Origin of the sequence: Promicromonospora sp. NPDC050262 (assembly GCF_040655935.1) — a bacterium.
Classification (GTDB): domain Bacteria; phylum Actinomycetota; class Actinomycetes; order Actinomycetales; family Cellulomonadaceae; genus Promicromonospora.
In genome coordinates, this window is sequence record NZ_JBFAKX010000001.1 from 217,417 (window position 1) to 236,938 (window position 19,522).

Below are 19,522 nucleotides of genomic sequence, written 5' to 3' on the forward strand. Positions count from 1 at the left end.
GGGTGAGGACTCACCTGCCGGACCGCAGCGCGGCACCCAGCTGCCTTCTTGAGGAGACACCGGTCTTCGTGAAGACCTTCCTGAGATGCCATTCGACGGTGTGCGGGCTGAGGAACAGCTGCGCGCCGATCTCACGGTTGGTGAGACCGTCGCCGGCGAGGTGAGCGATCCTGCTCTCCTGGGCCGTGAGCCCGCTGTCCGCCGGCGCGGGTCTCCTCGGTGCCTTCTCGCCGGTCGCCTGGAGCTCCCGCCGGGCCCGGTCGGCGAAGGCCTGGGCCCCCATCCGGGTGAATCTGTCGTATGCGCCCCTGAGCTGGTCCCGGGCCTGGGTGCGGCGGTTCTCGCGGCGCAACCACTCCCCGTAGGTCAGGTGTGCCCGTGCGAGCTGGACGGCCGCCCTGCTCCGGCTCAGGTGCTCGATCGACTTCCGGTAGAGACGATCGGCCTCCCGTCCCTCGCTGAGCAGCGCCTGTGAGCGGGCCAGGACCCCTTGAGCCCAGCCGGTGTCGGACGACCGAGTCCGCTCGTCCAGCTGGCGGAGCGCTGTCTCGGCGTCGCTCCGGGCACCGCACCGGACGGCGGACTCGACGAGCTCGGCCAGCGAGGAGCCGTAGAACCCGAGGTCCTCGTACTCGCACGCCGACCGTGCGGACTCGAGGGCGGCGTCGTAATGGCCGAGACCGTTGTGCAGGACGGCTGCCGCGTATTCCGCAAGTCCCAGTGCACGGCCCTCTCCGCGGGTGGTCGCTTGGTGGACGGCGGAGCTGATCGCCCGTCGAGCGGTCAGCTCGTCGCCCTGATGGGCGAGGAGCAGCAGGGAGGTGTAGAGCGGCGGCGCGGCGGCGGTCGCCGCCGCGATCGATGCCGCTTCATCGAGAAGTGCCGCCGCGGCAGCGAGCTCGCCGGTGTGCACGCTCACGCCCGCCTGGTATCCCATGGCGAACGGCAGGATCGACAGGGCACCTGCGGTGCGAGCTAGCCGCACGGCGCGGGTCGCGAGGAGGTACCACGCCTCGTCGTCCCACAGATCGGGGGCGATCGGCTCCGGCGCCACGGGACAGGCGAGCCACATCCAGCTCATCTCGGACTCGCCGGCGGCGCCCGACTCGACTCGGAAGGATTCCAGGGCCTCGACGAGCGGCAGCTGGCCGGCCGCGTGGCCCGCTGTGATCCGCGTGGCGACCCCGGTCAGGAGGAGGTCGGTAGGCCGGTGCGGGAGCGGTCCGGGTGGTGCCGCCCGAGCGGCGGCGGCAGCAGCCTGGAGATCGTTCGGGTCGCCGAGCCGGCCGGTGAACATGGCGGCAGCCACTGCTTCGAGATAGGCCTCCCTCGCCGCTGGAGGATCGAGACGCTCCAGCTTCCGCCCGGCGTCCAGGAGGAGCGGCAGCGAAGCGCCGGCGCCCTGGCTGACGAACGCGAGGTGCGCGCGCATGCGTGCGATCTGGGCGCGTTGGAGGTCGTCGGGATGTCCCGCGGCCGCCGTCTCGAGGAGCGACCTGGCAGCGTCCGGAGCGCCGGCACGGAGCTTCTCCTGGGCAGCGGCGAGCGCGCGTCGGACACCGCCTCCACCGGGACGTGTCAGCTCGGTCGCCCGTTCGAGGAACGCGGCCGCCGCCGTCACCCCGCCGCGCCCGCGCGCTCTGTGAGCAGCCCGCTCGAGCTCGTCCGCGACGGCGTCGTCGAACCCGTCCGCGGCTTGCGCGAGATGCCATGCCCGGCGGTCGGGATCCGTGTCCTGCGCGGTCGCCGCGCCCAGGGCCTGATGGGTCTCGCGGCGGGCTCGGGCGTCCGCGGCGCGGTAGACGGCGGAGCGCACGAGCGGGTGGCGGAAGCGGACGCTCGCGCCGATCTCGATGAGGCCCGCTGCCTCGGCGGGCGCCGCCGCGTCGAGGCTGACCCCTAGCCGGTCCGCCGCTCGGCCGAGCACCGACGGGTCCCCGACGGGCTCGGCCGCCGCGAGGACCAGGAGTTGCCGGGTCGTGGCGGGCAGCGACCGGATGATCCGCAAGAACCCGTTCTCCAGCTGTCCTGCGAGGGGGCGGGTGTCCGGCCGTTCGAAGCCTCCCGCCAGCTCCGCCGTGGTCAGAGCGCGGGGCAGCTCCAGGAGGGCGAGCGGATTGCCTCCCGTCTCGGCGACGATCCGATCGCGTACCCGGGTGTCGAGCCGGCTGGGGAATGCCGAGTCGAGCAGGGCGCGGGCGTCGGCCTCCGCCAGCCCGTCGACCGTGATCTCCGGGAGGCCGCGCAGCTCGTGCGGGAGATCCGGCTCGCGTACCGCGAAGACCATGGCGACGGGATCGGCACCGAGGCGCCGTGCGACGAACGCGAGCGTCTGCAAGGAGACCTCGTCGAGCCACTGCGCGTCGTCGACGACGCACACCAGCGGCAGGTCCGCGCCGACGTCGGCGAGAAGGCTGAGCGCGGCGAGCGCGACGAGGAACCGATCGGGAGGCGGGCCCGCACTGAGGCCGAACGCCGTGGTCAGCGCGTCGCGCTGCGGGACGGGGAGGTGATCGAGGCGATCCAGGAACGGCAGGCAGAGGTGGTGCAGGCCGGCGAAGGCGAGCTCCATCTCGGACTCCATGCCGGCGACGTCGGTGACTCGGCACCGCGCAGCCCGCCCCACCAGGTGGTCGAGGAGCGCGGTCTTCCCGACGCCCGCCTCGCCTCGCAGCACCAGCACCGCGCCCAGGCCACCCTGGACGGTCGTCAGGACCTCGTCGAGCGCCTCGCAGTGGCGGGTCCGGCCCCGCAGGGCCTCCCTGGCTCCCCTCGCGGACAGTCTCGCCACATCGTGGAGCCTACCCCGCGCGTCACATCTGCCTGGAGTGCCCGGTCGAAGATGCGTCAGAGGTGGTCGAGTCGCAGGTAAGGACGAGTCTCACCGGGTTTCACCGGGGCGGCGTGGGCCGCTATGCCGGAAGCAGAGAGCGACTGGACCCGCTCGTCACCGACCCTCTGACCGCACTGGCCTCTTCCCCCGGCCAGTCGGCGAGGTTCCGGCACGTGCGCAACGCCGTGCCGGAACCTCGCCGGTCCGGAGCCCCGCTGTGTCCTCGGCTGTGTCGTCGGCTGTGTCCGTGGTCCGGTGGCTGGCTACCCCCACGGACACGGCCACGCACCGGACCACGGACTTGCGCGGCGCGACGGGACGTAGCGCGGACGAAAGGTGGATACGCCCGCATGGAGGGCGGCACTCACCAGAGGAGTCCGAGATGTATGCGAAGGATCGAGACCACGCGAGAACGACGGGTAACGCCTATGGGGAAACAGACCCGGTCGTCGCCAGGGAGCTGCACCGGACGGTCGCCTTCTTCGTCACGCAGCGCCCCGTCCTGTTCCGCGTCGCACTTCGCGTCACGGGCGGTGACACCTCGAGCGCCGAGGACGTCGTCCAGGAGGCCTGGATCAGATGGCAGCGCACGAACCGGGGGCAGGTCAGGAACCCCGAGGCGTTCCTGACCACCACGACGACCCGCTTGGCGATCAACGTCGTCCAGTCCGCGTCTCATCGCCATGAGCGACCGAGCCTGTCCCTCGCGCACGGTGTCCACGACGGCCGGCACGACCCCGCCGCCCTGACGGACCGGACTGCAGAAGTCGCCGAGGCGATCGGTCTCCTCCTGGCCAGGCTGAGCGGCAATGAGCGTGCGGCCTATCTGCTGAGGAAGATCTTCGACTACCCGTATGCCGAGATCGCCCGGCTGCTGCGCACGAGCCCCGTCAACACGCGACAGCTGGTCCGCAGGGCGCGTGCCCGTGTCGCGGACGGTGTTGCGCGGTCCGTCGTCGGACCCGAGGTGCACCAGCAGTTCGTATCGGCCTTCTTGGCCGCGGCCCGCGGTGGGGAGCTTCATGCGCTCGAGAGTCTGCTGACGCGGCACGTCCGAACGGCCGGGGCCGAGCCGTCGATCGAGTGTCACCGGTAATCGCTCACCTGACGAGCGATCTGCAGCAATGTTCGCTGGTCGCTCCCTGTGCCGCGATGCGGACCGGCGGACGCACTGGTGCAGGTCAAGGCTGTGGCGGTCGACGGCAGTGAACTGAGGTAGATCATCAGGTGAGGTGCAGGCCGCCATCGACCGCGAGGACCTGGCCGGTGAGCCAGGTGGTGGCCGGGTCGGCGAGCCGTACTAGTGGGGCCGGGCGCCACCGCGTTGACGCGGACGCCGGCGGAGGCGAGCTCCAGCGCCCAGCTCCGCGTGAGCTGCTCGACGGCGCCCTTGGCAGGTCAGAAGCTGTTTACCCAGAAGCGAAGTACTTCTCCATGTGACTTCTGGGGTAGTGGCCGTCCGACCAGGTGACGAGACGCGCCTGCTCCGTCGCGGCCCGGCCCCGGGGAGCAGGTCACCCGAATCATGTGACTCGACGAGGCGCACCCCGGCCTAGCGTCACGGACGAACCATCGAACGAGTGCCCGCGGACGGCGGGCCACGCTATCGAGGAGAGACGACATGGCGCTCGACACCCTGGTGGCCTTCGCCGCCAGCTACGGCAGCGAGGACGACGCGGTGACCGACTACGAGGCCGTGAAGGAGTTCTACCAGGCCAGCGGTCTCATCGACACCTACGACGCGGCGGTGGTCTCGCGGCACGCCGACGGCAAGGTCAAGATCGTCAAGAAGCACGAGCAGCCGACCCGGCAGGGCGCCTGGGGCGGCCTGGGCCTCGGCCTGGCCGGGGGCGCGCTGGTGGCCCTCTTCCCGGCGATCGGTCTGGGTGGCGCCCTGCTCGCGGGCGGCGCCGGGGGCAGCGCCATCGGCGCGATCGCCGGGCACGTCGCCGGCGGGATGAGCCGCGGCGACCTGAAGGACCTGGGCGAGCTGCTCGACGAGGGCCAGAGCGGCCTGGTCGTCATCGCCGCGTCGGACGTGGCAGCACACGTGGAGAGCGCGATCGCCCGCGCGGCCAGGCTGGAGAAGAAGGAGCTGAAGGCCGACGAGAAGGCGCTGGAGGCGGCGATCGACGAGGCCACCGCCGGGTGAGTCCGTCGATCACCCCCGCGCCCGGAGGATGAAACCAGGAGGATCTTCGCGGCGCGGAAGGTACGATGCGGACGTTGCGCTCGACTCGGACCAGACGACGTCCCAGCGAGAGGAGGCGGTTGACGTGGCCGCCGTTCATCGCGACTGGGCGTGGGACCGTCCGGGTGACGTCCGTGCACTTCCGGCCGACGTCGACGTCGAGCGCCGCGGAGCCCTCGTCGTGCTGCGCGCAGCCATGCGCGACCTCGCGGACGCCGACCGCACGATCCTGGTCGGCCGCCACGTCCACGGCAGAACCACGACGAGCATCGCCGAGCAGCTCGGCCTCCACCCGCACGCCGTGCCCGGCCGGCTCCGCCGTGCCGAGGAGAACCTTGCCGCCGCACTGGCCGCCGCACACGCCCGGCACGTGGCCGAACCCGAGTGCCGCGCCGGCTGCGCGATCATGCACGACTACCTCGCCGGACACCTCCTGCCCCACAGCCAGCGGCGGCTGGAGGTCCACATGAACGACTGTGCCCGATGCACCCGCGCGTTCGTCGACGTGTGTGACGTCTCCTGGGCGCTCCGCGAAGCCGGGAGCGACGCCGTCGTCGAGGGTGCGCCGGCCGACGTCACCGCACGCCCTGCGCACATCGGCACCCGGGTGAACCGGAGAGAGACCGCCGTGGCCGCTGCCGCCCTCGTCGCGGTCACCGTCATCGGTGCGTCGACGTATGTCGCTGATCAGACCGGTGAACCCGCGGGCCAGGTGCTGGAGAGCGCCGACGTCGACGAGGGCGTCCCGGGAGTCGGCGACCCGGGGAACCGGGAAGCCCCGCCGCCGCCTTCGATCCGTCCCGCGAACCGACACCCCCGCCCGTCGACCACGGCGAAGTACGACGCCGCCGCAACCGTGCAGACCGTCGCGGCCGCCCGGACGACCCAGGCGGCCGCGACGGAGGCCGACACCGGGCTCACCGCCGCCGACCAGGGGGCCGACGCATCCTCCCGCTCGGAGTCCGCGGCCGGCACCAGCTCGGGCGCATCGGCGCTGGACCAGGGTGTCGAACATGCCAACGCGGCCGCGACGCAAGGGCTGACCGTCGCGGTTGCGGCGGCAGCCGCTGTGTCGGGCGCCTCCGCCGGCTCCAGCAACGGCGAGAGCCGGCGGGCCACCGCGACCACCGGCACTCCGGCCTCGGCCGACAGCTGACCCGATCTGGGGTCACGTCGTCCCACATCCGACCCGCACCTCCCATACGGTCGGGTCTGCCAGGTCCACGCGAACGGTCGCCTCAACCGGGCCTCCACACGGAGGCGATCTGAACGCTGCGCCGCGAGTCGCCGCAGTTCCCGCCCCGTCAGCCCTGCGGCGCGTCCCCGAAGTCGCGGATGTCCAGGCGGACGCCGCCCTTGAGCGCCGACTCGTGCGCGACGATGCCGGGCATCGTGTACCGCGCGGCGACCCAGGCGTTGACCGGCGGGAGGGCGCCGGTCGTGACGGCCGTGACGAAGTCGTCGGCCAGGAAGTGGTGGCTGCCCTCGTGGCCGTTGGACACGTTCGCGAACTCCTTCGGCAGCCGCGAGCGGTCGTGCACCGGCGCGGAGCCCGAGGTGAAGGCGTCCCGCAGCGCGGGCGAGACGTGCTCCAGCGACGGGTCGTCGGGTGACAGCGTCGGCTTGGGAGCCAGGTGCTCCGTGATGTCCACGACCTCTTGCTTGTCCTGCCAGAGGCTGACGTTGACGAGCTGCTCCATGCTGGCCTCGGTGCCGAAGAACCGGAACCGCGACTCGCGGACGTGCGAGGGGAACCCGACCCGGCGGAACTCGTTGATGCGGAACGCGCCGCCCCCGGCGGCCTCGAACAGCGCCGTGGCGTTGGAGAAGTCGTTGGCGAACTGGCTCACGTCCTTGTCGAACACCCCGTCCCCGCGGTCGTCGAGCACGCCGATCGCCGAGACGCTGGTCGCGTACGTCTGCCAGGCGCCGAGAATCCCGCCCAGGGAGTGCGTGGGGTACATCAGGGGCGGGTAGCTCGCGGTGGACCTCCAGTTCTCACCGCCGCTGTACTTGTACGCGTCGTAGAAGCCGAGGTCCATGTCGTGCAGGTAGTCGCCCTCGGCGTAGAACAGCCGGCCGAAGGCGCCCTTCGCGGCCTGGTCACGGGCGTGGACGGTCGCCGGGTTGTAGTAGCTCGTCTCGCCCATCATGTAGGTCAGCCCGGTCTCACGGACCGCCTCGACGATCGCCTCGATCTCCTCCTCGGAGATCGCCATCGGCACCGAGGAGTAGACGTGCTTGCCGGCGCGCAGCGCCTCGACCACCAGCGGCCCGTGCGTCCAGCGCTGCGTGAAGATCGCGACGGCGTCGACGTCGGAGGCGAGCAGGTCCTCGAAGGACGGGACGGTCCCGGCGAGGTCGTACTCGTCGACGAGCCGCTCGGCACGCTCGGGCAGCAGGTCGGTGACGTAGATGTCCCCGACCTCGGGGTGCAGGTTCCAGAGCTTGACGAACTGCCCGGCGAACTGCCCGGCTCCGACGATGCCAAGTGTGAACACGGAATCTCCTTGTCTTGGGCCGCGGCGATGCGGCCGGGGGCGACGACGGCCGGCGGCCGCGTTGACGGCCTCGACCCTACGTACCTACGATCAGCGAACTCTTCATGGATCCAAGCCGGTTCTTCCCGGATCAACAGATGCCGGGGGGTTTCAGATGACGTCGCAGATCGAGATCGAGCCGCCCGCCCTCGTGAGCTGGTCCGGCCGCCCCACCCTGATGGGCACCGCCCACCAGCACGACGACCTGGAGATCAACCTCGTCACCGAGGGCGGCACGATGCTCTACCTGTTCGGTGGCGCACCGGTCGAGATCGGCCCCGGGTCGGTGGCCGCGTTCTGGGCGGCGGTGCCCCACCAGCTCATCGCCAGCACGGCGACCCGGGCGCACTGGGTGCACGTGCCGTTCTCGACCTTCCTCGGCTGGGGACTGCCCACCGCCCTGGTCGGCCGCCTGCTGTCCGGCATGCCGCTGGTCTCACCGCCGGAGGTGGCGTTGACGACCGACCCGGCGAACTTCACGCAGTGGGCCGCCGACCTGTCGGGTGACCAGCCCGAGCTGCGTCGCATCGCGATGCTGGAGATCGAGGCCCGCGTGCGCCGGCTCGGGCTGGCCACACCGGGGCAGCCGGTGCGGCAGTTCACGGCCGGCGACCCGGCGCTGCGCCAGGTGCTGGCGATGGTGCGGCACATCGCCGAGCACTTCCGCGAACCGCTCACCGTCGCCGACGTCGCGCGGACCGTGCGGCTGCACCCCAACTACGCCATGGCCCAGTTCCGCAAGGTCGTGCGCACCACCATGGTCGACTACCTGACCCGGTGCCGGCTGGCCGAGGCGCGGCGGCTGCTGGTGACCACCGGCCTGCCGGTCGCCGACGTCGCGGCAGAGTCCGGCTTCAGCTCCGTGAGCCGGTTCTACACCGCGTTCGGCGACGTCTGCGGCATGCCCCCGGCGGCGTACCGGCGCGAGAACCAGCACGACCAGCCGCGCCTCCCGGTCAGTCGAACAGGGCGTTGACCTGCTCGTTGGCCTCGGTCAGCGAGCTGACGTCGGACTTGCCGCCCAGCACCTCGTCCATCGCCGGGGTCATGATCGCGTGCACGTCCGAGGCGTGGTCGGTCACCGGGAACAGGAACGTGGTGCCGTCCTCGACATGGGTGGTGAACGGCGAGACGTCGATGCCCTTCTCGGCGAACGCCTCCGTGGCGATCTCGGCCGAGCTGGTGATCGCCGGGAACACGACGCCGGCGGCGCCCACGAGGTCCTGGCAGTCGGTCGAGCCCAGGAACGCGACCCACTTGGCTGCCCCCTCCGGGTTGTCCGTCCCCGCCCAGACGGAGTCGGCCAGGCCGTTGAACATGCTCGCGCGCTTCCCGTTCGGACCGGTGGGCGTGGGCGCCAGGCCGACGTCGACGCCGTCGTAGCCGAAGTAGGTCGAGAGCATCCAGTCGCCACTGATGTTGATGGCGGACTTGCCCGCGCCGAAGTTGTCGTTCACCGACGCGCCGATCGTGGTCTCCAGCGGCGGGGCGTATCCCTTCTCGATCAGGGAGTACCACCAGGCGATGGTCTCCTGGAAGCGCGGGTCGTCGTAGTTGTAGTGCGTGCCCCAGGGGTTCTCGTCCGTGTGGGTCCAGCCCGTGGTGGCGGTGTACATGCTCCACTCGGTCTGGCCGTTCTCGTACCCGGCGCCGGGGATGCCCAGGCCGTAGACCGCGACGTTCTCCCTGTCGAAGCCCGGCTCGTCGCCGCGCACGCCGTTCGCGTCGACGGTCAGGCGCGCGATGGCCTCCTCGTAGCTGCCGCCGTCGTCCGGGTTCCAGTCGAGGTCCTGCATGTCCTTCTCGGTCAGCCCGGCGTCGGCGACCATCTTCTGGTTGTAGAAGATCGCGACCGTGTCCCAGTCCTTGGGCAGGCCGTACCGCTTGCCGTCCTGCGCGACCCACAGGTCCGCGAGCCCGGCCGAGTACTGGTCGAGGTCGACGTCGGCGAGGTGGTCGTCGAGGGCGAGAAGCTGCCCGTTCGCCACGAACTCGGGGTACTTGGACACGTGGTCGGTGAACACGTCCGGGCCGGTGCCCGACGAGAACGCGGTGGTCAGCGCCGACCAGTAGTCGTCCCACCCGCGCTGCGTGATCTTGACCGTCAGGTCGGGGTTGGCCTCGTGGAAGGCGTCGGCGCACTGCTGGTAGGCGGGCTGCTGGTTCGAGTCCCAGAGCCAGTAGTCGATCTGGCCCTCCGCCTCGGCGCCGGACGACCCGCCCGCGCAGGCGGTCAGGGACAGGGACGCGAGGGCGACGGCGCCCGCGAGCATCTTTCGCTTCATGGTGTTCCTTTCTGGCCCGGCTACTTGATGCCGGAGAAACCGATGGAGTTGATGACCCGGCGGCCGAAGACGGCGTACAGGATCACGATGGGCAGGGCCGCGACGAGGGACGCGGCCATGAGCCCGGCCCAGTCCGGCGCGCCCTGCGGCGTCTGCGAGCGGAAGACCCCCAGGGCCACGGTGAGCACCTTGGACTCCTCCGTCTGGCCCACCAGGAGCGGCCAGAAGTAGTCGTTCCAGGTGTTGATGAACGTGAGGATGCCGAGCGTGGTGACCGGCGCCGCCGAGATCGGCAGGATGATCCGGAAGAAGATGCGCCAGGGCCGGGCGCCGTCGATCATCGCCGCCTCGTCGATCTCCTTCGGGATGCCGAGGAAGAACTGCCGCATGAAGAAGATCGCGAACGGCGTCATGAACAGGCTCGGCAGCATGATCCCGGGCAGCGTGTTGAGCAGGCCGAGCGACTTGATCGTCAGGAAGTTCGGCAGCGAGGTGAAGATCGGCGGCACCAGGAGCGCCCCGAGGAAGACGGCGAACCAGGCGTCCCGCCCCGGCCAGCTGAGCCGGGCGAAGGCGTAGGCCGCCATCGAGGAGAACAGCACCTGGCCCACCGTCACGGCCGTGGCGACCACGAGCGAGTTGCGCAGGTAGAGCCAGAAGCTCAGCGACGCGCCGGAACCGCCCTCCGCGAGCGCCTCCTCGGGAGTGGCCAGGCCGAACACCCGCTTGAACGGGCCGAGCGTGAAGTCGGCGGGCAGCAGCGAGAAGGACTGGGCGGCGAGCGCCTGGTTGTCCGAGAACGCGGTGCGCAGCATCCAGTAGAACGGCAGCACGGTGGCCAGCACGAAGAGCCACAGCACGATCCAGGCGAGCGCCCGGCCCCAGGTGATCCGTGTACGCATGTGCGCTCCCATCAGGAGAGGTCGGACTCGCCGGCGCGCAGCAGTCGCATCTGCGCGAAGGCCGCCCCGGCGAGGATGAGGAACAGGACCACGGACATCGCCGACGCGTAGCCGAAGTGCCCGCGGGCGAACGCCTGCTCGTAGATGTAGAGCTGGAGCACGCGGAAGGCGTTGCCTGGCCCGCCGGCGGTGGTCACGGCCACCGTGTCGAAGACCTGGAAGGCCCCGGTGACGGTGATGACCAGCACGAGCACGAGCACCGGGCGCAACAGCGGCAGGGTGATGCGCCAGAAGGTGCGCCACTCACCCGCGCCGTCGACGGCGGCGGCCTCGTAGACGCTCGCCGGGATCATCTGCAGGCCGGCGAACACCAGGAGGGCTGTGTAGCCCAGGTGCCGCCAGGTGTTGACGCCCGCGATGGTCGCGACGGTCCATGCCTCGTCGCCGAAGAAGGCGACCTTGGGCAGCCCGACGGCGTCGATCACGGCGTTGACGATGCCGATGTTGTAGTCGAGCATCCAGAACCACAGCAGGGCCACGACGACGTTGGCGATGAGGTAGGGCAGCAGGAGGCTGCCGCGGATCAGCACCGACCTGGTGAGGCGGTGCATGAGCACCGCCAGCCCGACGGCGAGGACGGTCTGGAACCCGATGTTCAGCACCACGTACAGGAACGTGACGCGGACGGCGTTCCAGAAGACGTCGTCCTGGGCCATGTCGACGTAGTTCTGCAGGCCCACGAAGACGGGGCTGCCCAGCACGTTGTACTCGGTGAACGACAGGTAGGCGCCGCGCAGCGTCGGGTAGAGGTAGAAGACCAGGAACCCGAGGGCCGCGGGGGCGATCATGCCGAGGGCGGGCCAGAGCTGGTTGCGGGGGCGCCGGCGGGCCGGACCGGCCGGCACTCCCCCGCCGCCGGTCCGGCCGGCGGGGCGGTCGAGGGCGGTCGTGGTCATGAGCGCCGTCCCTTCGTGATGGCCCAGACCCGCACGTCCTCGCCCGGCACGACGGCGCGCAGCCGGCCCGCGGCGTGGCTCTCCTGGCCGGTCCACAGCTCGGTGACGTCGTACCGGCCGCCGCCCAGTCCCAGGTCGCGCAGCGGCAGGTCGGCGGTGCGCGGCGTCGCGCCGTAGTTGAACGCGGCGACGTAGGTGGTCCCGCCGTCGTGCAGCACGAACGTGTCGGCGGCGGTGAAGGCGTCGGCTCCGGCCCGCACGGGGGCGAAGGACCGGCCGAGCTCGGCGAGGTGGTTGATGCCGGGGTTCTGCAGCAGGTCGCGGGCCCGCTGCTTGATGACCGGGTGGCCGGTGGCGGTGAGGTCCTCGCTGACCTGGTAGATCCCCGTGATGGCGGCGGAGGTGACGCGTGCCCGGTTCTGCCCCTCGGGCCAGATGCTCGGGTAGGGGTCGTCCAGCAGGTAGGCGTTCGCGTTGCCGTCGTACTCGTAGTTGCCGAACTGGACGTGGTCGCCGTCGTTGAAGGCGTAGACCTCGTCGAGCCACCAGCCGTACGTCAGGGAGTTGAGCAGGTACTCGGTGCTCTTCTGGTAGCGGTCGGGCTGCGTGGGGTGCCAGTTGTTCAGGGCGCCGTGCACGTCGCACGAGATGCGCCGGGCGTGGGCGAACTCGGAGGCGAACAGGGGCGAGATGGCGAGGTCGACGAACATGTCGTCGCCGACGACGTCGACCACCTGCGCCATGCCCTGGCGGAACGCCTGCTGGCCGGTGTGCACGTCGGCGTCGTACCAGTCGTCGGCCTCGACGTAGCCGTGGGTCAGGAAGTCGAGCTTGACGTAGCGCACGCCGAGCTCGCGGAACTTGCCCAGGGCGATCCGGGCGCGGTTCTGCACGCCGGGGTTGGTCGGGTCGAGCGCCCAGGCTCCGTCGATGTTCACGGGGATGCCGTTCACCTTGAGCGCCATCTGGCGGTAGGTCTGGTTCTCGCAGGTGTCGCACAGCGCGGTCCCGCCGATGGGCTCGTCCAGGCCCTCGCGCCAGAAGTTGGCGAACGGCTGGAAGTACAGGGCCGGCTCCTGGCCGCGCGCCTTGACGTCGGCGACGTACTGTTCGAGCTCAACCCAGGAGGTGTTCGGGTCCTCGAACGCGTACTCGGGGGCGAGCATCTTGTCCCAGTAGGAGTCGACGCCCGCGTAGAGGCCCTTGGCCGAGTCGGCGTTCCGGAACCCGGGGGTCTCCTCGGCCAGGAACTCCGAGACCTCGTCCATGACGGCGGCGTCGCCACCGCGGGCGCCGAGGCCGCCCCAGCTGTTGAACCCGAAGGGCGTGCCCTCGTCCCAGGTGCGGGAGCGCGCGGCCGAAGGTCTCCATGCCCTCGCGCCAGTCCGGGAAGAGGCCCACGAACATGCGCGGGGAGCGCACCGTGGCGCCGCTGACCTCGGCGTGCGGCTTGAGCTCGCGGTTGAACTGGTACTTGTTCATGCCGTCGCCGTAGTCGTAGCTCCAGTCCGTCAGGCCGGCCGCGGCCTGCAGCCGGTCCAGGCCGCCGCGCGCGTTGCCGTCGGCCACCACGCCGGACTTCCACGTGTCGCGGTCCAGGGAGCCGACGACGAGGCCGCGGCGCGAGGTGTCGTCGATGAACGCGGTGACCTCGAAGCTGCGCCGGGCCGGCGTCACGTCCTTGATCGCCGGGGTCTCGTAGCGGACCCAGTGGTCGTTGTCGAAGGGCACGAGCACCATGCGGTTGTCGCCCGTGCGCCCGAGGTCGACCGAGCCGCGCCGGTCGGTCATGACCGGCACCATCATCGAGGTGGTGACCGGGCCGTCGGTGCCCGTCACGTCGAGCCGTACCGAGAACGAGTGGTCGCCGTCGAACGCGAAGACCTGCCGGAGCGTGGGCAGCCCGGGCTTGGCGCAGGTGACCGTGGTGCGGGCGGTGAGCCGGCAGCCGCCGTCGTACTGCTTGGTGGTGACGAACTCGTCGCCCAGGCGCACGCCGCTGTAGAAGCCGGTCACGGCCTCGCGGCCGCCCCAGCGGGCGTCTGCGGTGCCGCTGCGGAGCGAGTAGTCGATGACGACGTCACCGCCGCGGAGCACCGTCCGCTTGCCGCCCGGTGTGGCGCGGGTGGGGTCGACGGGCACCGGATCGGCCGCGTCGGGGTCGGTGAGCGTGTAGTCCTTCGCGGTCGCGCCGGCGACGTCGACCCGGTCGAGGTCGGGGCCGAGCGCGCCGGCCGGGGCGCTGAACGTCAGGCTGTTCTCGCCCGCGTGCAGGGGCAGGTCCACCGTGACGGTGCCGACGCGGTCCCAGCCGCCGGTCGAGGCGACCGGCACGGTGGCCATCGAGCCGCCGTCGGGCGTGATCGTGAGCGCACGCGAGTCGTCGCCGCTCAGGTAGTGCAGCGTCACCTCGTAGGTGCCGTCCTCGGGCGCGATGACGCCGGGGACCTTCGCCGTGGCGGACGGGTCGATGCTGCCGACCTTGCTCCCGCCCGAGCAGGTGGAACAGCCGCTGCGGCTCGCGCCGTCGAGGACCACCTGGGTGGCCTCGGCCTCGATGGTGGCCCCGCTCGGATCGGCCGCGGTGGCCGCGGGAGCGGGCGCCGCCCCGATGGTGACCACGACGCCGAGCGCCAGGCCGGCGGCGAGCCAGGCACGGTCGGCTCGCCGGACCTGGTCGGATGCGGATCTGACTGACATGAGTGCCCCTCCGGCGTCGTTGCTGGTGCGGACACTCAACCGTCTTTTTTTGTCACTGTCAATTAACTGTTGGTGATCACCGCCCCGTCAGGACGAACTTCGTGATCGCCAGGGATTCCCTGACGTAGTCGACGGGGATCTCGTACCACGGCGTGTCCGCGTGCACGTGAGTGCTGCCGATGCCCGCTTCCTCGGCGATCTCGCCGGCCCGGAACACGTGGTAGTCACTCGTGATGAAGGCCGTGGTGTAGTCCGCATCGAAGTGCGCGTCCAGGAGCCCCTTCGTGAGGACGAAGTTCTCATAGGTGCTGGTCGACCGGCTCTCCCGGATGATCCGGTCCTCCGAGACCCCGTGCGAGATCAGGTACCGCTCCATCGCGAGCGCCTCGGTGACGGACTCCCCAGGCCCTTGACCTCCGGCGACGACGATGACGGCGTCCGGGTTCGCGACGGAGTACCCGACGGCCGCGTCCAGCCGGGAGCGGAGCGACGGCGTCACGTCCTCGCCCTTCAGCGCGGCCCCGAGGACGATGACGGCGTCCTCCTGGTGCGAGACGGTGTCCGTCCTGCCGAGAGACGCGATGGATGCGAAGAGGACGAGCACCAGGGCAGTGGCGACCGGGACGAAGACCTTGACCCACCGGAACAGGCTTCTCCGTGTTCCCGCCCGGGTCCGGTCCCGGTGGAGACCGTGGAGCAGGTAGAGGACACCGAGCACGAACGTCGCGATGACGCCGGAGTTGAGGCTGCTCGTGAACGACACGATCACGGCATCGAGGATCAGGGCCGCTCCGACGACGATCCAGAGCAGGCTCACGGCGGAACGATAGCGGCGAACCAGCCCGAACGTACGGGCGGGGTACGGAAAGCCGGTTGTCGAGTCGGGTTCCTACCTTCATCGGTGTCAGAGGAACCGCGAGGAACCCACTCGAGAACCGGGACGGAAGAGCCATGCGCAGACTGGTGAGCGGGATCGTGGCCTTCGTGACCGCCTTCTGGTGCCTTGCTGCCGTCGCGCCGGCAGCGCAGGCGGCCGAGGCGGCGCCCTTCTCGGCCCCCGGTCAGGAGATCGTGGTCGGCTGCGGGAACGCCGAGGCGGCGATCCAGGTCACCTGGGGCGCGGACGGCGTGTCGCTCCGGTACCGGTTGCGCGACACCGCCGGCGACGGCCGGAGCCCGGTCCTGAAGATCTCCGCGGTGACCGGGAACGGCGTGACCGCCGACTACGTCTTCGACGACGGCACGGTCACCCACGCCCGCACGGCCGGCGAGGGCTTCAGCTCCTGGTACGGCGAGAACGACTGGAACCCGGGGACCATCGGTTCCATCAACCACCTGAACATCAAGGTCTCCAACGGCACGACGGCCGAGGGCACCCTGTGCACGCGGTACGCGAACCTGTACAACTGGTCCGGCCTCGGGCTCCGGAACGCGTTCGAGAAGGAAGGCGCACCGTTCTCCGGGACCGGCGGGGACGGCCCGGCCTACGACTGCTCGGGGCTCGTGTACGCGTCCTACGACGAGGTGGCCGACTTCCCCGGGTGGCCGGTGCGCTCGTCGCAGGCGATGTACGACTGGGCCCGGACGCACACCGGCCAGGACAGGATCTACGCCCAGCAGGTGCCCTACTCCGAGCTCAAGGAGGGTGACCTGATCTTCTACGACGCCGACGGCGAGTACACCGGCAACATCACGCACGTCGCGTTCTACGCCGGCGACGGGACCGTCTTCGACGCCCACCGGACGGGCACTCCGGTCGGCTTCCACGCCGACTGGGTGAACTCTCGCGTGGGCGCGTACCGCATCCTCGGTGCCGTGGGGTGGGCCGCCTGAGCCGTCGCCTATGATCACGGCGTGCCGTCGTCCGATGTCGAGAGGGTCCGGGACTCAGCAGGTGATCTGCTCCGCCGGCATCGAGAGGCCGGCGGGCTGACCCAGCGCGAGCTCGCCGGGGCTTCCGGGGTGAGTCTCGCCTCGGTCCGGGACATCGAGCAGGGGCGCAGCCGCCGTCCCCGACGGGAGTCCGTCGCCGCCCTGATCGCGGCCCTCGGGCTCGCCGGCCCGGAGGCAGACCGGCTGCGCGAGCGGTTCGACGAGGCGCTCGTACGGTCCCGGTCCGGTGGCACGACGGCGGGTCCCGGAACCGTGCACATCGGTGTTCTCGGGCCGTTGCTGCTGCATCGGGGTGAGGTACGGATCCCCCTGCGGTCCCGGATGCAGCAGGTGCTGCTCGCCGAGCTGGCGGTCGCCGCGGGGTCGCCCGTACCCCGCGAGGTGCTCGTCGCAGCGCTCTGGCCGGGCGAGACCTCGACCACGACAGCGGCCCTGAACATCCACCTGACACGCCTGCGTCGCCTGCTGGAGGACTCCGACGACCGGCAGCCCGTCGTGGAGCAGGACCGCGCCGGTATCCGGCTCCTCGTCCCGGCCGACCAGCTCGACCTGCTCACGTTCCGCGAGCTCGCCGGGCATGCGCAACGCTCGGGGGCGACGAGCGGCGCGAAGGAGGCCCTCGCTGCCGCCGTCTCGCTGTGGCGCGGTGGTCCGGACCCGGACCTCGTGACGTCACCGGACCGGATCGCGGCGATCGAGGAGGAGTACGTCGCGGCGCTGCTGTCGTACGCGAGGATCACCCGTGAGCTCGGCGTGCCGGAGGACGCCGTCGTGCCGCTCACGACCATGGCGGACCGGCGCCCGCTCGACGAGGTGGTCCAGTCGTCGCTGATCCAGACGCTCGCCGCGGCGGGACGCCAGGCGGAGGCGTTCGGCCGGTACGAGTCCACGCGGCGCGCACTCTCCACCGAGCTCGGCGTGGACCCCGGGGAGCGGCTGCGCACCGCGCACCTGGACGCGCTGCGGCAGCGCTGGACGGACGAGTCCGCCGCCGCGGCCTCGGTCCCCTGGCAGGTTCCCGCGGCTCCGCCGCGCCTGGTGGGACGCACGGACGAGCGTTCCGGCATCACGGCGGCGCTCGACCGCGGCCCTGAGGGCGGCAACGTGCCCGTCGTGGTCAGCGGCGCCGCAGGCGTCGGGAAGACCGCCCTGTGCCTGTCCGTGGCGCACGAGACGCACGACCGGTATCCCGACGGTCAGCTGTTCGCCGACCTGCAGGACGCCGCGGGTGTTCCCGTCCCGCCCCTGGAGATCCTGCAGCGCTTCCTGCGTGCCACGGGCCCCGGGACGCCGCCCGCGGACCTGCCCGAGGCGGCGTCACTGTTCCGCAGCCGGCTCGCGGACCGGAAGATGCTGATCGTGCTCGACAACGCCCGGGACGCGGCCCAGGTACGCCCGCTCATCCCGGGCCTCGGCGACAGCGACGTGCTCGTGACCAGCAGAAGTCTGCTGCCCGAGCTCGACAGCGCCGTCCTGGTCCGCCTGGACGTGCTCGACCGCACCGACTCGGTCCGTCTGCTGGCGGCCGCGACGACGACGTCGGACGGGGGCGACGCGGCGGTTCTCGACGAGCTGGCGCGCCTGTGCAGCGACCTCCCGCTCGCCCTGCAGATCACGGCCGCGCAGCTGCGGAGCCGGCGGCAGCTCGTGCCGGCGGACCTCGTCCACCGGCTCCAGAATGGCCAGGACCGTCTGGACCACCTCGCCGTGGGGACGTCGAGCCTCTGGAACAGCTTCGAGCTCAGCTACACGGAGCTCTCCCGCACGGCGCAACGCGTGTTCCGGATGTCGTCGCTCCACCCCGGCATCGACTTCGGCACGGAGGCGACGGAGGTGCTGGTGGGCGACGGGACGGCTGCCCGTGCGCTGGACGAGCTGCTCGACGCGAACATGCTGACCGAGCACGCCGCCGACCGGTTCCGCAGCCACGACCTGCTGCGGCTGTTCGCCCGGCGCAAGCTCACCACGGCCGACCGCGTCCCCGACGCCGAGAGCCGCCTCCGGCGCTGGTACCTCGACCGGGCCACCGCGGCCGTCGACTGGATCCACCCGCACCTGCTCCGGCTGACCGGCCACCCGGACCGCACCGCGGTGTTCGGCGACGAGGACGCCGCCATGAGATGGATGGACCTGGAGTACCCGTCGATGCTGGCCCTGGCGACCTCGTCGGCCGACGACCCCGATCGTGGTCCCGACGTCTGGCGGCTCGTCGACCAGCTCCGCGGATACCTCCTGCTCCGCCGGTTCGACAGCTGGGAGCACCTGGCCGAAGCCGGCCTCGGGGCGGCCGTCCGGACCGGCGACGACCAGGCACGTGCGGCGATGTACATCTCCCGCAGCTACGCCCACTGGGCGCACGGACGCATCGACGACTCGCACGCGGACACCGTCCGCGCGACCCGCCTCGCCGAGCTCTGCGGCTGGACCGACGCCGTCGCCTACCTGGCGCACAACGTGGGCTGGGAGCACTACGAGGCCGGCCGGCTCGTCGAGGCCACGGCCTGTTTCGAGCAGACGCTGTCCCAGACCGAGCCCGAGAGCCAGACCCGCGCCCTCGCCCTGAACGGGCTCGGCATGACCTACCTGGAACAGGGCGAGCTCGTCCGTTCCGCCGACTCGTTCCGCGCCGCGCTGCGCATCAGCGAGGGCAACAAGCGCGAGGTGGCCGACCTGACGATCCGCGGCAACCTCGCCAGTGCCCTGCGGCTCCTCGGCGACACCGGGACCGCGGAGGCCCAGCTCAACGACGTCCTCCGCGGATTCCGCCGACGCGGCCACACCCGCGGGGAGCTCTCCACGCTGGACGAGCTCGGCAGGCTCCTCGCCCAGACCGGCCGGCCCACCGAAGCAGTCGAGACCGCCCGCGAGGCACACGCCGCCGCATCCCGGCTGAACGACCCCAGGGCACAGGTCATCACCGGTGACGGCCTGGGCATGAGCCTCCTGGCGAGCGGGCACACCGCCGAGGCAGCAGCCATCCTGACCGACGCCGCAGCGCTGGCGACCGCACACGGCTACCGGTCGTGGGAGGCCCGGGCACGTGCCCACCTGGCGAGCGCGCACCTCCGGCTGGGCAAGACCCAGGAAGCGACGGACGAGGCCGCGCGCGCCGCCGTCCTCGCGGAGGCGTGCGACGCGACGTCCGTCGTCGTCGAGGCACGGCGGGTGCACGGGCTGGCCGTCCGGAAGCACGCCTGATCCTGCGCGGGGCCCTCCCCCGCG

15 protein-coding genes are annotated in these 19,522 nt (G+C 71.3%); 6 read left to right on the top strand and 9 right to left on the bottom strand.

The features are described 5' to 3' along the window. Positions 1-10: 10 nt before the first annotated feature. Positions 11-2,791, bottom strand: coding sequence for an AAA family ATPase (locus tag AB0I29_RS01015; RefSeq protein WP_357476932.1), 2,781 nt, complete (start codon positions 2,789-2,791; stop codon positions 11-13). A gap of 424 nt (positions 2,792-3,215) precedes the next feature. Between AB0I29_RS01015 and AB0I29_RS01020 the strand changes: the two genes are divergently transcribed. Then, a complete protein-coding gene (locus tag AB0I29_RS01020) occupies positions 3,216-3,929 on the top strand; it encodes a sigma factor-like helix-turn-helix DNA-binding protein (RefSeq protein ID WP_357476935.1) in 714 nt (237 codons plus the stop codon). Here the strand turns inward: AB0I29_RS01020 and AB0I29_RS01025 are convergent. Further along, on the bottom strand, positions 3,920-4,189 hold the full coding sequence (locus AB0I29_RS01025) for a hypothetical protein (protein ID WP_357478087.1): 270 nt from the start codon (positions 4,187-4,189) through the stop codon (positions 3,920-3,922). The two genes, AB0I29_RS01020 and AB0I29_RS01025, sit on opposite strands and share 10 nt — an antisense overlap. Before the next feature lie 265 nt (positions 4,190-4,454). On the opposite strand from AB0I29_RS01025, the gene AB0I29_RS01030 reads away from it, so the two are divergent. Then, positions 4,455-4,985 carry a DUF1269 domain-containing protein gene (locus tag AB0I29_RS01030; protein WP_285103508.1) on the top strand — a complete coding sequence of 177 codons (531 nt, stop codon included), beginning with the start codon at positions 4,455-4,457 and terminating at the stop codon, positions 4,983-4,985. 124 nt (positions 4,986-5,109) lie between these two features. Further along, positions 5,110-6,180: a hypothetical protein gene (locus AB0I29_RS01035; RefSeq protein ID WP_357476938.1), complete on the top strand. Its 1,071-nt coding sequence runs from the start codon at positions 5,110-5,112 to the stop codon at positions 6,178-6,180. Between the two features lie 148 nt (positions 6,181-6,328). Here AB0I29_RS01035 and AB0I29_RS01040 read toward each other — a convergent pair whose 3' ends face one another. Beyond that, positions 6,329-7,525, bottom strand: a complete 1,197-nt coding sequence (locus AB0I29_RS01040; RefSeq protein WP_357476941.1) for a Gfo/Idh/MocA family oxidoreductase — start codon at positions 7,523-7,525, stop codon at positions 6,329-6,331. A gap of 154 nt (positions 7,526-7,679) precedes the next feature. Here AB0I29_RS01040 and AB0I29_RS01045 point away from each other — a divergent pair, with 154 nt between their 5' ends. Beyond that, positions 7,680-8,540: a helix-turn-helix domain-containing protein gene (locus AB0I29_RS01045; protein ID WP_357476944.1), complete on the top strand. Its 861-nt coding sequence runs from the start codon at positions 7,680-7,682 to the stop codon at positions 8,538-8,540. Here the strand turns inward: AB0I29_RS01045 and AB0I29_RS01050 are convergent. The 6 genes from AB0I29_RS01050 to AB0I29_RS01075 all read right to left on the bottom strand — a co-directional run bounded on the left by AB0I29_RS01050 (position 8,521) and on the right by AB0I29_RS01075 (position 15,224). Continuing rightward, positions 8,521-9,849 carry a sugar ABC transporter substrate-binding protein gene (locus AB0I29_RS01050; RefSeq protein ID WP_357476947.1) on the bottom strand — a complete coding sequence of 443 codons (1,329 nt, stop codon included), beginning with the start codon at positions 9,847-9,849 and terminating at the stop codon, positions 8,521-8,523. The genes AB0I29_RS01045 and AB0I29_RS01050 overlap by 20 nt on opposite strands. 20 nt (positions 9,850-9,869) lie before the next feature. Then, the gene (locus tag AB0I29_RS01055) at positions 9,870-10,751 is read right to left on the bottom strand and encodes a carbohydrate ABC transporter permease (RefSeq protein WP_357476950.1); all 882 of its coding nucleotides are present in this window, start codon (positions 10,749-10,751) and stop codon (positions 9,870-9,872) included. 11 nt (positions 10,752-10,762) lie between these two features. Further along, a complete protein-coding gene (locus AB0I29_RS01060; RefSeq protein ID WP_357478090.1) occupies positions 10,763-11,599 on the bottom strand; it encodes a sugar ABC transporter permease in 837 nt (278 codons plus the stop codon). Positions 11,600-11,703: 104 nt separating this feature from the next. Further along, complete coding sequence (locus tag AB0I29_RS01065; RefSeq protein WP_357478093.1) at positions 11,704-12,873, bottom strand: hypothetical protein; 1,170 nt, start codon at positions 12,871-12,873, stop codon at positions 11,704-11,706. Beyond that, positions 12,824-14,407, bottom strand: coding sequence for a carbohydrate-binding protein (locus AB0I29_RS01070; protein WP_357476953.1), 1,584 nt, complete (start codon positions 14,405-14,407; stop codon positions 12,824-12,826). Before AB0I29_RS01070 ends, AB0I29_RS01065 begins: the two co-directional genes overlap by 50 nt. Before the next feature lie 76 nt (positions 14,408-14,483). Continuing rightward, on the bottom strand, positions 14,484-15,224 hold the full coding sequence (locus tag AB0I29_RS01075) for a YdcF family protein (protein WP_357476956.1): 741 nt from the start codon (positions 15,222-15,224) through the stop codon (positions 14,484-14,486). Between the two features lie 134 nt (positions 15,225-15,358). On the opposite strand from AB0I29_RS01075, the gene AB0I29_RS01080 reads away from it, so the two are divergent. Further along, positions 15,359-16,240 (top strand): NlpC/P60 family protein, encoded by an 882-nt coding sequence (locus AB0I29_RS01080; RefSeq protein ID WP_357476958.1) that lies wholly within the window; start codon positions 15,359-15,361, stop codon positions 16,238-16,240. 21 nt (positions 16,241-16,261) lie between these two features. Beyond that, the gene (locus AB0I29_RS01085; RefSeq protein ID WP_357476961.1) at positions 16,262-19,498 is read left to right on the top strand and encodes a BTAD domain-containing putative transcriptional regulator; all 3,237 of its coding nucleotides are present in this window, start codon (positions 16,262-16,264) and stop codon (positions 19,496-19,498) included. The last annotated feature ends 24 nt before the right edge of the window (positions 19,499-19,522 follow it).